General features: G+C 71.3%; 12 protein-coding genes. 7 read left to right on the top strand and 5 right to left on the bottom strand.

Annotation, left to right across the window (positions count from 1 at the left end; all coding sequences use genetic code 11):
* The 4 genes from E1287_RS02155 to E1287_RS02140 are packed head-to-tail and all read right to left on the bottom strand — an operon-like array spanning position 1 to position 5,210.
* Positions 1-2,010, bottom strand: coding sequence for a beta-galactosidase (locus E1287_RS02155; protein WP_131962996.1), 2,010 nt, complete (start codon positions 2,008-2,010; stop codon positions 1-3).
* A complete protein-coding gene (locus E1287_RS02150; protein ID WP_131962994.1) occupies positions 2,007-2,897 on the bottom strand; it encodes a carbohydrate ABC transporter permease in 891 nt (296 codons plus the stop codon). The genes E1287_RS02155 and E1287_RS02150 overlap by 4 nt, the downstream gene beginning before the upstream one ends.
* Positions 2,894-3,841, bottom strand: a complete 948-nt coding sequence (locus tag E1287_RS02145) for a sugar ABC transporter permease (RefSeq protein ID WP_207933970.1) — start codon at positions 3,839-3,841, stop codon at positions 2,894-2,896. The genes E1287_RS02150 and E1287_RS02145 overlap by 4 nt, the downstream gene beginning before the upstream one ends.
* Before the next feature lie 4 nt (positions 3,842-3,845).
* Positions 3,846-5,210: a sugar ABC transporter substrate-binding protein gene (locus E1287_RS02140; protein ID WP_131962992.1), complete on the bottom strand. Its 1,365-nt coding sequence runs from the start codon at positions 5,208-5,210 to the stop codon at positions 3,846-3,848.
* A gap of 102 nt (positions 5,211-5,312) precedes the next feature.
* Here E1287_RS02140 and gcvPA point away from each other — a divergent pair, with 102 nt between their 5' ends.
* Genes gcvPA through E1287_RS02115 form a run of 5 tightly spaced genes read left to right on the top strand, consistent with a single transcriptional unit; the run spans position 5,313 to position 10,857 of the window.
* On the top strand, positions 5,313-6,677 hold the full coding sequence (gcvPA, locus tag E1287_RS02135; RefSeq protein ID WP_131962990.1) for an aminomethyl-transferring glycine dehydrogenase subunit GcvPA: 1,365 nt from the start codon (positions 5,313-5,315) through the stop codon (positions 6,675-6,677).
* Entirely contained in the window at positions 6,674-8,248 is a 1,575-nt protein-coding gene (gene gcvPB / locus E1287_RS02130) for an aminomethyl-transferring glycine dehydrogenase subunit GcvPB (protein WP_131962988.1), read from the top strand. Before gcvPA ends, gcvPB begins: the two co-directional genes overlap by 4 nt.
* 19 nt (positions 8,249-8,267) lie before the next feature.
* Positions 8,268-9,386 carry an NAD(+)/NADH kinase gene (locus E1287_RS02125; RefSeq protein ID WP_131962986.1) on the top strand — a complete coding sequence of 373 codons (1,119 nt, stop codon included), beginning with the start codon at positions 8,268-8,270 and terminating at the stop codon, positions 9,384-9,386.
* A gap of 30 nt (positions 9,387-9,416) precedes the next feature.
* Positions 9,417-10,175, top strand: a complete 759-nt coding sequence (locus E1287_RS02120; RefSeq protein WP_131962984.1) for an SDR family NAD(P)-dependent oxidoreductase — start codon at positions 9,417-9,419, stop codon at positions 10,173-10,175.
* 40 nt (positions 10,176-10,215) lie between these two features.
* A complete protein-coding gene (locus E1287_RS02115) occupies positions 10,216-10,857 on the top strand; it encodes a GntR family transcriptional regulator (RefSeq protein WP_131962982.1) in 642 nt (213 codons plus the stop codon).
* A gap of 70 nt (positions 10,858-10,927) precedes the next feature.
* Here E1287_RS02115 and galK read toward each other — a convergent pair whose 3' ends face one another.
* Complete coding sequence (gene galK, locus E1287_RS02110; protein WP_243718511.1) at positions 10,928-12,067, bottom strand: galactokinase; 1,140 nt, start codon at positions 12,065-12,067, stop codon at positions 10,928-10,930.
* 149 nt (positions 12,068-12,216) lie between these two features.
* On the opposite strand from galK, the gene E1287_RS02105 reads away from it, so the two are divergent.
* The gene (locus E1287_RS02105; RefSeq protein ID WP_131963062.1) at positions 12,217-12,984 is read left to right on the top strand and encodes a DeoR/GlpR family DNA-binding transcription regulator; all 768 of its coding nucleotides are present in this window, start codon (positions 12,217-12,219) and stop codon (positions 12,982-12,984) included.
* A 177-nt stretch (positions 12,985-13,161) separates the two neighbouring features.
* Positions 13,162-14,190, top strand: coding sequence for a galactose-1-phosphate uridylyltransferase (gene galT, locus E1287_RS02100; protein WP_131963060.1), 1,029 nt, complete (start codon positions 13,162-13,164; stop codon positions 14,188-14,190).
* Positions 14,191-14,598: the final 408 nt, after the last annotated feature.

Here is a 14,598-nt window from a genome sequence, read left to right as displayed (position 1 = left end):
TCACCTCTCGGGGGTGGGGGTGGTTCTGAGCACCGCCGCCCCGAGCGGGGCCAGCCGCAGCGTGCCCCGCACGGCGGTGCCGGTCAGCAGGTCGACGCCGTCCGGAACGGGCAGGTCCGTCTCGGCGGCGCGATGGTTGAGCAGGAAGACGTACGAGGTGCCGGGCCCGTCGCGGCGGGTGGCCTCGACCCCGGCCGGGACGTCGAGCACCGGGCGGACGCCCGCGTCGGCGAGCACCTCGTCCAGGACGAGGCCGATGTCCTCGCCCAGATGGCAGCTCACATACCAGGCCCGTCCGGCACCGTGCGCATTGCGGGTGACCGCCGGGCGCCCGGCGAGCGGCCCGGTGCCGTAGACGGCCACGGGCTCCGCCGTGCCGGGCTCCAGCCATTCGCTCCACAGCGTCGCCGGGACGACGCGGCCGCCGAACCTCACGTCGACGGCCGAGCCGTCGGGGATCGGCCAGAACTCGTCGACCACGACGCCGAGAGCGTCCCGCAGCGGGGCCGGATAGCCGCCCAGGTGCACATGGTCGTTCTCGTCGACGATGCCGCTGAAGAATCCGCAGACCAGCCGGCCGCCGCCCGCGACGTACGAGGTGAGCCACGCGGCGGTCGCGCCGGTCGTCAGGTAGAGGTTGGGCGCTAGGACGAGGCGGTACCGCCCCAGGTCCGCGCCCGGCGGGACGAAGTCGACCGCCACGTTGCGCGCGTGCGCGGCCGCGTACCACGACAGCGTGAGCTCCTTGAGCCGGAGCCGGGCCGATGGATGGTCGTCCAGTTCCAGCGCCCACCAGGAGTCCCAGTCCAGGACGACCGCGACCTCGGCGGCGAGCCGGGTGCCCGCGACCTCGGCGAGCCGGGCGAGGTCGCGGCCGAGGCGGACGGTCCGCGCCCACTGCGGCGAACCGGCGCCGCGGTGGGGGAGCAGCGCGCTGTGGAACTTCTCCGCACCGGCCCGCGACGCCCGCCACTGGAAGTGCAGGACGCCGTCGGCGCCGCGCGCCACCGCCTGCAGGGACCACAGCCGCGACAGCGCGGGCGGCTTCGGGACGTTGACCGGACGCCAGCTCACCGCCGACGGCGCCTGCTCCATCAGCAGCCAGGGCCGTCCGCCCTTCAGGGAGCGCATCAGGTCGTAGTTCATCGCGGCGCCGACGTGCGCCGCCGGGTCGGCCGGGTCGGGGTAGGCGTCGTCGGACACGACGTCCTCGTGCGCCGCCCACCTCCAGTAGTCCAGCGGCTTGAACATCGACATGAAGTTGGTCGTGACCGGGATGTCCCCGCCGGTCTCGTCGAGGACGGCCTTCTCGGCCAGGTAGCAGGCCAGCAGGGCGTCGGAGCAGAACCGCCGCCAGTCGAGCAGCTGGGTCGGGTTGACCGGTCCGGGCGCGGTGCGCGGCGGCTCGATCTCGTCCCACCGGCCGTAGCGCTGGGACCAGAAGTCGGTCGCCCAGGCGTGGTTCAGGGCCGCCACATCCCCGTACCGGTTCTGCAGCCAGCGCCGGAAGCCGGCGGCCGACTCGGCGCAGAAGCATTCGGTCACGTGGTCGCCGTACTCGTTGTGGACGTGCCAGAGGACGACCGCCGGATGGTCGCGGTAGCGCTCGGCGATCATCCGCGCCAGCCGTGTCGCCGCGTCCCGGTAGACGGGGGAGGACGGGCAGTAGTGCTGGCGCGAGCCGAATTCCAGCCGCACCCCGTCCGCGGTGACGGGCAGCAGGTCCGGGTGGGCGCGCACCAGCCAGGCGGGCGGCGACGCCGTCGCGGTGGCCAGGTCCACGGCGATGCCGTGCGCGTCGAGCAAGTCCAGCAGCCGGTCGAGCCAGCCGAAGTCCCAGGCGTCCGGTCCCGGTTGCAGCCGGGCCCAGGAGAACACGCCGACGGTGACCAGGTTGACCCCGGCCTCCTTCATCAGCCGGGCGTCCTCCGCCCAGACGTCCTCGGGCCACTGCTCGGGGTTGTAGTCGCCGCCGTAGAGCAGCCCGGGCACACGCGTGAGTCCGTTCATCCCTTGACCGCACCCCCCAGCAGTCCGGACACGAACTGCTTCTGGAACAGGAAGAAGATCAGCATGAGCGGCAGCGTCGCCAGGAACGAGCCGAGAATCAGCCCGGCGTAGTCGACGTGGCTCTGCCCGATGAGCGTGTACAGCGCGACCGGCGCGGTGTACTTCTCCTCGGTGTTGAGCATGAGCAGCGGCCACAGGAACGCGTTCCACTGCGTCATGAACGTGAAGATGACCAGCGCGCCGAACTGCGGCCGCACCACCGGCAGCACGATCCGGTAGAAGATCCGCAGGTCGCCGGCGCCGTCGAGGCGGGCGGACTCGATCAGCTCGTCCGGGAAGCCGAGGAACGCCTGCCGCATCAGGAAGATGCCGAACGAGTTGGCCAGGAACGGCAGGATCACCGCCTGGTAGGTGTCGACCCAGCCCAGGCTCGCCATCATCTGGAACAGCGGGACGAGCAGCACCTGGAACGGGATCATCATGGTCGCCAGGACCACGCCGAGCAGCACGCGCCGCCCGCGGAACCGGTACTTGGCCAGCGCGTACCCGCACATCGCGGAGATCAGCGAGCTGAGCACGGTGTAGACGACGGCGATGCCGATGCTGTTGAGCAGCACCCGGCCGAAGCCGATGGACTCCTGCAACTCCACCAGGTTGTGCGCGACGCGGCCGCCGGGTACGAACGGCGGCGGCGACGCGAACAGCTCGGAGTTGTCCCGGGTGGAGGCCACCACCATCCAGTAGAACGGCGCCGCGCTGATCACCGCGCCGACCACGAGCAGCGCGGCGGCGACGGCACGGCCCAGATGCCGGGGGCCCAGCCGTACGGGACGCCGGGCGCCCGGCGGTCCGGGGCGGCGGTTCAGCCGTCCGATCACGGGGGTCATCGGGACACGTCCTTCCCGAGGAAGCGGAACTGCGCGTACGAGATCAGCCCGATGATCACGACGAGGACCCAGGCGATGGCGGCGGCGTAGCCGAAGTCGAGCTGCTCGAAGCCGACCTTGTAGAGGTAGAGGACGGGCGTCATCGTGGCGTTGCCGGGGCCCCCGCCGGTCAGCACGTAGTTCTCGTCGAAGAGCTGGAGCGTTCCGATCGTGGACGTCACCGAGCAGAACAGGACGACCGGGCGGAGCTGCGGCAGGATCACCCGCGTGAACGTGGTGACGGACCCGGCGCCGTCGATGGCGGCCGCCTCGTACTGCTCCCGGCCGATCGCCTGCAGCCCGGCCAGCAGGATCACCGCGTTGTAGCCGGTCCACCGCCAGGTGATCGAGCCGATCAGGGCGAGCCGCGCCCAGCCGGGGCTGTTCAGCCAGTCGACCTCCGGCAGGCCCACGGCGCCGATGATCTGGTTGACCATGCCGCCGTCGGTCTTGAGCAGGACGCGGAACACCACGGAGTAGGCGACGAGCATCGTGACGGCGGGCAGGAAGTAGGCGATCCGGAACGTCGTGCGGAACCGCAGCCAGGACTGGTTCAGCCCGTAGGCCAGCGCCAGCGCCAGCACGATCATCAGCGGGACCTGGACGACGAGGATCAGCCCGGTGTTGCGGAGCGAGGCCCAGAAGACCGGGTCCTCCAGCATCCGCCGGTACTGCGCCAGCCCGACCCAGGTCGTCACCCCGTCGCGGTCGGCGGTGAAGCTCTGGTAGAGGCCGGCCAGCAGCGGATAGGCGAAGAAGAAGCCGAACAGCACCACCGCCGGCCCCGCGAAGATCCACGGTGTGGAGCGGCGCCACCACCTGCGCGTCGTCCGGGGACGGGGACCGTCCGCCGCGGGGGACGGCCCGTCCTCGGCCGTCGTCGCGTCTGTCACGTCGAGGGCCACGGCGTCACTTGGCGATCGGGCGACCGGTCGCGGCGGCGATCTGCTTGGCGGCCGAGTCCAGGGCCTTCTGGGGGTCCTTGCCGTGCAGGACGATGCCGGAGATGGTGCCGTTGACGATGTCCCTCGCCTTCGGCCCGTCCTTGGTCTCCTCGACCGGGGGCACCTTGTCCGCCAGGTCGGCGAAGACCTTGAAGACGGGGTCGTCGCCGTAGTAGGGCTGCGGCGCGGTGACGAACGGGTCCTTCAGCGCGGGCAGGTAGGCGGGGAACAGCCCCTCGTTCTTCAGCATGGACACCTGGTTCGCGACGTCGGCGAGGGCGAACTCGATGAACGCCCAGGCCGCCCGCGCGTTCGCGCTGTGGCCGCTGACCGCGAGGGTCGAGCCGCCGTCGTTGGAGGTCCGCACCCCGCCAGGGTCGAACGCGGGCAGCGGGACGACGCCGAACCTGCCCTTGAGCTCCTTCATCTCGTCGGTGAGCGTGCCCGACCACCAGACGGCGTAGGGGGTGGTGGCGACCTTGCCCGCCTTGGTGGCGGCGACCAGGCCGTCCCAGCCCTTCTCGAAGGTGATCAGGTCCTTGTCGGCCAGCGTCTTGAGCAGCGTCGCGGCGCGGATGGCCCGCTGGTCGGCGACGACGATCTCGCCGTTCTTGACGTACCGCTGCCCCTGCTGCTGGAGGAGCATCGGGAAGATGCTGTCCTCCTGCGGGTCCATGACGAGCAGCTTCTTGCCGGTCCTGGACTTGATCTGCTCACCGGCGCGGACGTAGTCGTCCCAGGTGGCGATGGAGTCCGGGTCGACCCCGGCCTTCTCGAACATGTCGGCGCGGTAGTAGAGGGCGCACGGGCCGCTGTCCCAGGGCAGCGCGAAGACCTTGCCGTTCTGGTCGGTGACGTCCTTCCAGGCGGCGGGGGCGAACTGGGCCTTGTGCCGTCCGGCGAGCGAGGTCAGGTCGTACAGGCCGCCGGGGAAGACGCCGATGTAGCCGGGCATCCTGCCGCCCTCGACGGTGAGGACGTCGGGCAGGCCCTTCCCCGACTTCAGCCCGACGGTGATCTTGTCGTAGGCGTTGTCGTAGCCGATGTCGATGACCTCGACCTTCGTCCCGGGGTGCCGCTGCTCGAAGGACGGCGCCAGCCGCTTGAGCGCCTTGGCGGCCACGTCCCACGACCAGACGCTGACCGTTCCCTTGATCGCGCCCGATCCGCCCGCGTTCAGCGTCGGACCCGTCTTCTTGACGCCGCCTCCGGTGGCGCAGCCGGCGGCCGCGAGCAGTGCCGAGACGGTTCCGGCGACTCCGGCGGTCAGGACGGTCCGGCGTCCGACGCGCGGGGCGCTCGAGCTCGTCCGCTCGGGGCTCGTCGCCATCTTGCCTCCCCAGGTCGATCTGGATAATGCTGTATACAGCACACTGCATGTTGTGTTTTCGTCAAGAGGGCCGGGCCAGAAACCACGAAAGTGAGGGCGCGCATGGGCGTTCACCCGTACATCCCGAACTCCGTGCCGGAGATCAAGCGGCAGATGCTCGCGGCCACCGGCGCGTCGAGCGTCGAGGACTTCTACGCCGACGTGCCCGCGAGCATCCGGCTGGGCCGTCCACTGGACATGCCTCCTCCGCTGCGCTCGGAGGCGGAACTGGTCCGGCATGTCGGCGGGCTGCTGGCCGGGAACACCAGCACCCGGGACGCGCTGAGCTTCCTGGGCACCGGCTGCTACCGGCACCATGTTCCGGCCGTGGTCGACGAGGTCGTCAACCGCAGCGAGTTCCTCACCGCGTACGCGGGCGAGCCGTACGAGGACCACGGCCGCTTCCAGGCGCTCTGGGAGTACCAGTCGCTGATGGGCGAGCTGCTGGAGATGGACGTCGTGAACGTCCCCGTCTATGACGGCCACCAGGCGTCCGGCACCGCGCTGCGCATGGCCGGGCGGATCACCGGCGCCCGCCGGCTGCTCCTCGCCACCGCCGTCGATCCGGACAAGCTCTCCAAGATCGAGGACTACGTCCGGCCCGTCCACGACGTGACGGTCGTGCCGGTGGACCCGCGCACCGGGCTGGCGGACGTCGCGGCGGTGCGCGCGGAACTGACGTCCGGCGACGTCGCGGCCGTGTTCGCGGAGGCGCCCTCGGCCTCCGGCATCATCGACCCGGCGCTCCCGGACCTGGCCGGGCTCGCGCACGACGCGGGCGCGCTGTACGTCGTCGGCTGCAACCCGATCTCGCTCGGCGTCGTGGCGCCGCCGTCGGCCTACGGCGCCGACATCGTGTGCGGCGACATCCAGCCGCTCGGCCTGCACATGAGCTACGGCGGGCTCAACGGCGGCTTCATCGCCACCCGCGACGAGGAGCGGTTCGTCGCGGAGTTCCCGTCACGGCTGTTCGGGCTCGCGCCCACCACCGTCGAAGGCGAGTACGGCTTCGGGGACGTGGCCTTCGAGCGCACCTCCTTCGCCGTCCGCGAGGAAGGCCGGGAGTGGGTCGGCACCGCCGCCGCGCTGAACGGCATCACCGCCGGCGTGTATCTCGCCCTGATGGGCCCCCAGGGCATGCGGGAGATCGGCGAGACGATCATGGCGAACACCCGGTACGCGCTGCGCCGGCTCGCCGAGGTGCCCGGCGTCGAGGCCCCGTACGCGGACGCGCCGCACTTCGCCGACTTCACGCTCGCCTTCACCGGCTCCCGCGCCGCCGCCGAGGTCAACGACGCGTTGCTGGAACGCGGCATCTTCGGCGGCAAGGTCCTGTCGCGGACCGAGGCCCTCTACTGCGTCACCGAAGTGCACGCCAAGGACGACATCGACCGGCTGGCCGGCGCCCTGGAGGAGATCGCCAAGTGAAGACCGACCGCGCTCCCGTCACCCCCGCCGACGCGAAGATCGGCCCGAAGCCGCCGCTGCGCCGGTTCCACCAGGCGCGCTGGGACGAGCCGCTGCTGTTCGAGCTGAGCAGCCCCGGTGAACGCGGCGTGCTGGTGCCCGCCCCCGACGTCCCCCTCGACGACACCCTCCCGGACGCGCTGCGCCGCGCCGCCCCGCCCGCGCTGCCGGAGATGTCGCAGCCGCACGTGCTCCGGCACTACCTGCGGCTGTCGCAGGAGAACCTCGGCGTCGACCTCAACATCGACGTCGGCCAGGGCACGTGCACCATGAAGTACAGCCCCAAGGTCAATGACCAGTTCGCCCGCGACCCGAAGGTGGCGGAGCTGCATCCGCTGCAGGACGAGCGGACCGTGCAGGGCGTCCTGGAGATCATGCACCGGCTGGAGGGGCTGCTGCGGGAGATCTCGGGCATGGACCGCTTCTCGCTGCAGCCCGGCGCCGGCTCGGCGGCGATCTACGCCAACGTGTCGATGATCCGCGCCTACTTCGCCGCCCGCGGCGAGGCGGAGCAGCGCGACGAGATCATCACCACGATCTTCTCGCACCCGTCCAACGCGGCCTGCGCCAAGACGGCCGGGTACAAGGTCATCACCCTGTACCCGGACGCCGACGGCTACCCCGACATCGAGGCGCTCAAGCGGGCCGTCGGCCCGCGCACCGCGGCGCTGCTCATCACCAACCCCGAGGACACCGGGCTCTTCAACCCGCGGATCGAGGAGTTCGTCCGGATCGTCCACGACGCGGGCGGGCTATGCGGCTACGACCAGGCCAACGCCAACGGCATCCTCGGCATCACCCGCGCCCGCGACGCCGGGTTCGACCTGTGCCACTTCAACCTGCACAAGACGTTCTCGACCCCGCACGCGTGCGGCGGCCCCGCGGCGGGAGCGTGCGGCGTGACCGACGAGCTCGCCCCGTACCTGCCGACGCCGACCGTCGAGTTCGACGGCGAACGCTACCGCCTGGACGACGACCGGCCCGAGTCCATCGGGAAGATCCGCCCGTTCTACGGCGTGGTGCCGAACCTGGTGCGCGCCTACGCCTGGATCATGTCGCTGGGCGGCGCGGGGCTCCGCGAGGCCGCCGAGGTCGCGGTGCTGAACAACAACTATCTGATGAAGAAGATCCTGGAGATCCGGGGCGCGTCCGCGCCGTACGCGCCGGGCAGGCGGCGGATCGAGCAGGTCCGCTACAGCTGGGAGCGGCTCGCCGAGGAGACCGGCGTGCACAGCGAGGACCTCGGCCTTCGGGCGGCCGACTTCGGCACCCACTATTGGACGAGCCATCATCCGTTCATCGTCCCGGAGCCGATGACGCTGGAGCCGACCGAGTCCTACTCCAAGGCCGACCTGGACGAGTACGCCGCGATCCTCACCGAGGTGGCGCGCGAGGCGTACGAGGATCCGGAGACCGTGCGGACCGCGCCGCACCGCTCGACCGTGCACCGCACCCGCGAGGACGTCCTGGAGGATCCGGCCACCTGGGCGGTCACCTGGCGCGCCTACCGCCGCAAGGTCCTCGGCGAATGAGCGCGGCCTCGGAGCGTCGATGAGGTTCGGGCTGGTGGTGAACCCGGTCGCCGGGCTCGGCGGCCGGGTCGGCCTCAAGGGCAGCGACGGCGCGGACGTCCAGGCCAGGGCGCGCGCCCTCGGCGCGACGCCCCGGGCGGGGGAGCGCGCCGAGCTCGCGCTGGCCGAGCTGCGCTCCCGGCTCGACGGCGGCATCACCGTGCGGACGGCGGCCGGGTCCATGGGCGCGGACGCCGTCGCCTCCGCCGGGCTGACGCCCGAGATCTGCTACGAGCCCGGTTCCCCGACCAGGGCGTCCGACACCGTGCGCGCCGCCGCCGCGCTCGCGCCGCTGGTCGACCTGCTGCTGTTCGCGGGCGGTGACGGGACCGCACGCGACGTCCTGGACGCGGTCGCGCTCTCGGTTCCCGTGCTCGGCGTGCCGACCGGTGTGAAGATGCACTCGGCGGTGTTCGGCGTGGGCCCGCGCGCCGCGGGGGAGGCGGCGGCGCTGATGGCGGCCGGTGGCGTGCTGCTCCGTGAGGCCGAGGTGATGGACCTGGACGAGGACGCCGTCCGCGACGGCCGGGCCTCCGCCCGGCTGTACGGCCACCTTCGGGTGCCGGACATCCCGGTGCGCGTGCAGCAGCGGAAGATGGGCGGCACCGTCACCAGCCCCGCGTCGGTCTCCGGAATCGCCGCCGACCTCGCCAGGCGTCTCGGCGGCGGGGGCCCGGGCCCGTCCGGTCTGCTGGTCCTCGGGCCCGGCGGCACCACCCGCGCGATCGCCGCCGCGCTCGGCGCCGACGTCCCCGTCATGGGCGTCAACGTGCTGGCCGGCGGCCGGGTCCTCGCCGCGGACGTGTCGGCCGCCGAGCTGGAGGCGCTGGTCAAAGCGTCGCCGGCGTGGATCGCCGTGACACCGATCGGCGGGCAGGGCTTCCTGCTCGGCCGGGGCAACCAGCAGATCTCCCCGGACGTGCTGCGCGCGGCGGGCCGCGACCGGCTGGTTGTCGTGGCGACGGAGGCCAAGCTCGCCTCGCTCGGCGGACGCCCGCTGCTGGTCGACACCGGCGACGAGGAACTCGACGACGAACTGCGCGGCCACCTGCCCGTGCTGACCGGCCACGGCCGTACGGCCATGTATCCCGTCCGATGACGCGGATCCGATGCTAGGAAGGACATGATCGTGAACTCACTGGAGGGCAAGACCGCCGTCGTCACCGGGGCGGCGTCCGGCATCGGGCGGGCCACCGCCGAGCTGATGGCCGACCTGGGCGCCGCGGTCGTGCTGGCCGACGTGGACGAGGCGGGCGGGCATGCCGCGAAGGACATCGAGACCGCCGGCGGGCGCGCGGTGTTCGTGCGCGGTGACGTGTCCAGCGCGGCCGACTGCGCGCGGTTCGCCGCCGCCGCGCAGGAGACCTACGGCGGCCTCGACGTCCTGTTCAACAACGCCGGCCTCATCCGCCGCTCCACCGTCTGCGAGATCAGCGAGGAGGACTGGGACCTGGTGATGGCCGTCAACGTCAAATCGATCATGCTGATGAGCCGGGCGGCGATCCCGCTGATGGCGGCCGCCGGGGGCGGCAGCATCATCAACGCGGGCTCGGGCTGGGGCATCCGGGGCGGCGGGCGGGCCGTGTCGTACTGCGCGTCCAAAGGCGCGGTGGTGAACATGACGCGGGCGATGGCGATCGACCACGGGCCGCAGAACATCCGGGTCAACTGCGTGTGCCCGGGCGACACGGCCACCGGCATGCTGGCCGAGGAGGCCCGCCAGCTCGGCGGATCCCTTGAGGCGTTCTACGCGGACGCGGCGGACCGGCCGCTCGGCCGGGTCGGCAAGCCCGCCGAGATCGCGCACATGGTGGCGTTCCTGGCCGGTGACGCGTCCTCCTTCGTGAGCGGAGCGGTCATCCCCGTCGACGGCGCCGGGACGGCGTGATCGGCGGACGTGGCACGAGCCCCCAGGAGAGGATGACAGGATGCCGATCGACCGCCGCCCGCTACGCGAACAGATCAAGGACGAGATCCTCGACCGGCTGAGCAAGGGCGACTTCGCGCCCGATCAGCCGATCAACGAGATGGTGCTGGCCGCCGAGCTGGGCGTGAGCCGCACCCCCCTCCGCGAGGCGCTCATCGGGCTGGAACGCGAGGGGATCATCGTCAGCGAGCGCGGCAAGGGGTTCCGCTTCGCTCCGATGAGCCCTCAGGAATTCGACGACCTGACGACGATCGTCGCGGCGCTGGAGTCGCTGGCGCTGGAGCTGACGGACCCCGGCTACCTGCGTTCGGTCGCGCCGCGGCTGCTGGAGGAGGCCCGCGCCTTCTCGGCGCCCGAGGCCGAGCAGGCGTTAATAGAGCGCTACGACGACGCCTGGCACGACCTGCTGCTGTCCGGCTGCCCGAACGAGCGGCTGATGGACCTGATCACCTCCCTGAAACTCACCATGCACCGGTACGAGCGCGTCGCGGTGGGCGACTCCGAAGTGCTGGAACGTTCGGCTCAGGAGCATGAACGGATCGCCGAGCGCCTGGTCTCCATGGACATCGAGGGCGCCGTGGAGGCGCTCAAGGCCAATTGGCAGAGCGGCAAGGACAGGATCATCGCCCGCCTCACCGGCTGAGCCGCGGCCCCGGAAAGCACGCGTTCGCCCGGCGGAGGCTGCGGAAAAGGGGCCGGCGCGGCCGGCGTGATCATTTCAGTCGGCGCGCACCGGGGCCCGCGATGGCGGTGAAGACCCTGGGGACGGGATGGCCGGTGGACGCCTCGGTGACGGCGCGGGTCACCCGGTCGGCGTCCTGGGTCCGGACCAGGGCGATGACCGAGCCGCCGAAGCCGCCGCCGGTCTGGCGGGCGCCGAGCGCACCGTGCCGTTCGGCCGTCGCCGCCACGAGGTCGGTTTCGGGGCAGGTGATCTGGAAGTCGTCGCGGATCGAGGCGTGGCCGTCGTGGAGGATCACGCCGACCCGTTCCCAGTCGCCGGCGTCGAGGGCCTCGACGGCCGCGAGGACGCGGGCGTTCTCGGTCACGACGTGCCGGACCAGGCGGGTCAGCCGGGGGTCGGGCAGCCGGGCCGGGGCGGTGAGGTCCCGGAGGTGCTCGACGCCGAGGAGGCGGGCCGCTTCCTCGCAGCCGGCGCGCAGCTCGCCGTAGTCCCCGTCGCGCAGGTCGTGCTTCACGTGGGTGTCGATGACGAGCAGGCGCAGCCCGGCGGCTTCGAAGTGCATCGGGACGTGCCTGGACGACAGGTCGCGGGTGTCGAGGAAGAGGCCGTGGCCGGCGCGGCAGGTGACGCTCGCCATCTGGTCGAGGATGCCGCAGGGTATCCCGGCGAACTCGTTCTCGGCGCGGCGCGCGATCCGGGCCAGCTCGGCCGGCGCCAGGCCGAGGTCGTACAGGTCGTTCAACGCGATGGCGACGGCGCATTCCAGGGAGGCCGAGGAGGAGAGGCCGGCGCCGACCGGGACGTCGCCGTCGATGTACAGGTCCGCGCCGCTGACGGGGTGGCCTTCGAGACGCAGTGCCCAGGCGACCCCGGCGGGGTAGGCGCTCCAGCCGTGCGCTGCGGCGGGGACCAGATCCGGGAGGCCGAGGTCGAGCAACCGGTCCTCGCTGTGTGTCGCGGAGAAGACGCGCAGTCGGCCGTCGGTTCGTGCCCGGGCGGCGACGAGGGTGGTGTGGGGAAGCGCGAAGGGGAGAACGTATCCGGCGTTGTAGTCGGTGTGCTCGCCGATCAGGTTCACCCTGCCGGGGGCGGCCCAGATGCCGTGAGGGTTCTGGCGAAAGATATTGTTGAAACCTGTTTGTATATCTAGCAGACGGTCCCCGGTCACGTTCGTTCTCCTCTGGACGAGATCCATCATGTGAGCATTGACGGAGAGTTCCACCTCCTTCGCCGTGCGGTCAAGAGTTCTCGATCACCGAACGTGTCGAGGTATGTTGGACTATGTTCTGTTCGGTGGGGACAGTGCAGGAGGAACGGATGCTCGCGCCGCAGCGCAGGCAAGAGATCGTCAACCTGGTCGACGAGCACGGCTCGGTACGCGTCGCGGACCTGGTCGGCCGGTTCGGGGTGTCCGACATGACGATCCGCCGCGACCTTGAGACGCTGGCCGAACAGTCGCTGGTGGTGAAGGTGCACGGCGGCGCGACCCGGCCCGGCCCGCCCTCGGCGGAGGAACCCGGCTTCGAGGCCAAGCTGACCGTAGGCCAGGCCGAAAAGGAGGCGATCGCCGCCCACGCCGTCTCGCTGGTCCGGCCCGGCGCGACGATCGCGATCTCCGCGGGCACGACCACCTGGACGCTGGCTCATCAGCTCATCGGGGTTCCTCAGCTGACCGTGGTCACCAACTCGATGAGGGTGGCCGACGTGTTCCACGACAAGGGCAGGCCCGACCAGACGGTGGTCCTGACGGGCGGCATTCGCACCCCGTCCGACGCGCTCGTCGGGCCCATCGCGGTGGCCGCCGTCAAGTCCCTCAACGTGGATCTGCTGATGCTGGGCGTGCACGGGATGAGCCTGCACGCCGGATTCACGACTCCGAACCTGATGGAGGCCGAGACCGACCGCGCGCTGGTCGCGGCCGCCCGCCGCCGGATCGTGCTCGCGGACCACACGAAGTGGGAGGTCGTGGGCATCAGCACGATCGCCGATCTGAGTGATGCGGACGTCCTCGTCACCGACAGCGGCTTGAGCGAGGACGCACAGGAAGACCTCGCCGCCCATGTGGGCAGCCTCGTCGTCGTCTGACGGGCTCTGTCCGGACTTGTTGGTTCATGTTGAAAACGGTAGCGTCAAGCAAACGCGAACACTCCAAGGCATCACGACCAGGATCACGGCCACGACCTCGTCCCGCATCCGTGGGCGGACAGGGAACTCATGCTGGACAACCACGATGTCGAAACCCGATCGCTGACACGGGGCCCCCTGTACCGGACCTCTGGGACGCTCGCCGACGGGCGGGCGATCCACTACTACGACGACGGGCCGGGGCATGATCGGCGGGCCGTCGACGGGCGCGACCTCGCAGCCTTCGCACCAGCCGCTGAACTGCGGATCGACCCGCTGACAAGGCAGCCCGTCCTGATCGCGGCACACCGGCAGACCAGAACCATCGACGACTCGTCCGGCGGCCACTGCCCGCTGTGCCCGTCCCGTCCGGGTCACCTGTCGGAGATCCCCACCGGCGACTATCACGTAGCCGTGTTCGACAACCGCTTCCCCTCCCTGGGCGGCGCGGCCGGCGGACGCGCCGAGGTGGTCTGCTTCGCCGCCGGCCACGACCAGTCCGTCGCCGCGCTGCCGCGGCGACGGCTGGAGACCATCGGGCGGGCATGGGCCGACCGCACCGCGAGACTGTCGGAACTGCCCGGCGTGCAGAGCGTCTTCGTCTTCGAGAACCGCGGCAGCGAGGTCGGAGCCACCCTCTCCCACCCGCACGGCCAGATCTACGCCTACCCCTACCTTCCGCCCGTCCAGGCCGCCGTGGTGCAAGCAGCCCGCGCTCACCGCGCAGAGCACGGCGGCTGCCTGCTGTGCACGGTCATCGAACGCGAGGCCGCGGGGCCGCGTGTCGTGACAGGCACCGGCCGCTTCCTCGCCTACGTCCCCCAAGCGGCGCGCTGGCCCTATGAGGTGCACATCACGCCGCGCCGTTGCGCAGCCGACCTGACCGCCCTCACCGACGACGAACGCAACGAACTGATGGCCCTGTACGGCGACCTCCTGCGCCGATTCGACGGTCTCTTCGACGACCCCGCCCCCTATATGGCGTGCTGGCATCAGACGCCCACCCACCACCGCGACGTGCACGCCCACTTCTACGGCCAGCTGTTCACCATCCGCCGGGACGCCGACAAGCTCAAATACCTCGCCTCCAGCGAATCCGGCGCGGGAGCGTTCATCAACGACATCGTCCCCGAGGTGGCCGCGCAGCGGCTCCGCCAGGCCGGTTAGCCTCCCCGCGGACCGCACCGAGACCCCTCATCCCCGATGTCCTCGCGGTGGGCAGGGTGCCGTCCGTCAGGCGCCGTGGACGGGCGCGACGAGCCGGCCCGCCTCCCGGCACCGGTTCCGCCGCGCCGCCAGGGGCCGTCCCGGGCCAGCCGTCCCTCGCCCGCTTCCCGATCATGACGCGACGATGCGGCAGAGGCCGCCGCCCGCGGTTGGCCGACTTCGGTCGTGCCATCTCGGCGGGTATTCACGGGGTTCGCGGACTGGGATACGAGAGGGCGGACACGATCAACACCGACCTCCGGAGGTACGGGATGCCGCGCTCTCCGCTCCGGCCATGGCGTGTGACCCACGTCCTGACACCCACCGTGATTCTGGCTCCGGCGGCCGTGTTCGCCACCGTGCCGACGC

The sequence above is a fragment of the Actinomadura sp. KC06 genome, assembly GCF_004348735.1.
Classification (GTDB): Bacteria; Actinomycetota; Actinomycetes; order Streptosporangiales; family Streptosporangiaceae; genus Spirillospora.
The sequence above is the reverse complement of the archived record's forward strand: the minus strand, read 5'-3'. Positions and strand labels throughout refer to the sequence as shown.

Bases quoted from the DNA above. Each gene is read 5' to 3' on its own strand.
- E1287_RS02115 (WP_131962982.1), top strand. From the start codon at position 10,216: ATGCCGATCGACCGCCGCCCGCTACGCGAACAGATCAAGGACGAGATC.
- gcvPA (WP_131962990.1), top strand. From the start codon at position 5,313: ATGGGCGTTCACCCGTACATCCCGAACTCCGTGCCGGAGATCAAGCGG.
- E1287_RS02140 (WP_131962992.1), bottom strand. From the start codon at position 5,210: ATGGCGACGAGCCCCGAGCGGACGAGCTCGAGCGCCCCGCGCGTCGGA.
- E1287_RS02105 (WP_131963062.1), top strand. From the start codon at position 12,217: ATGCTCGCGCCGCAGCGCAGGCAAGAGATCGTCAACCTGGTCGACGAG.
- E1287_RS02125 (WP_131962986.1), top strand. From the start codon at position 8,268: ATGAGGTTCGGGCTGGTGGTGAACCCGGTCGCCGGGCTCGGCGGCCGG.
- E1287_RS02155 (WP_131962996.1), bottom strand. From the start codon at position 2,010: ATGAACGGACTCACGCGTGTGCCCGGGCTGCTCTACGGCGGCGACTAC.
- E1287_RS02150 (WP_131962994.1), bottom strand. From the start codon at position 2,897: ATGACCCCCGTGATCGGACGGCTGAACCGCCGCCCCGGACCGCCGGGC.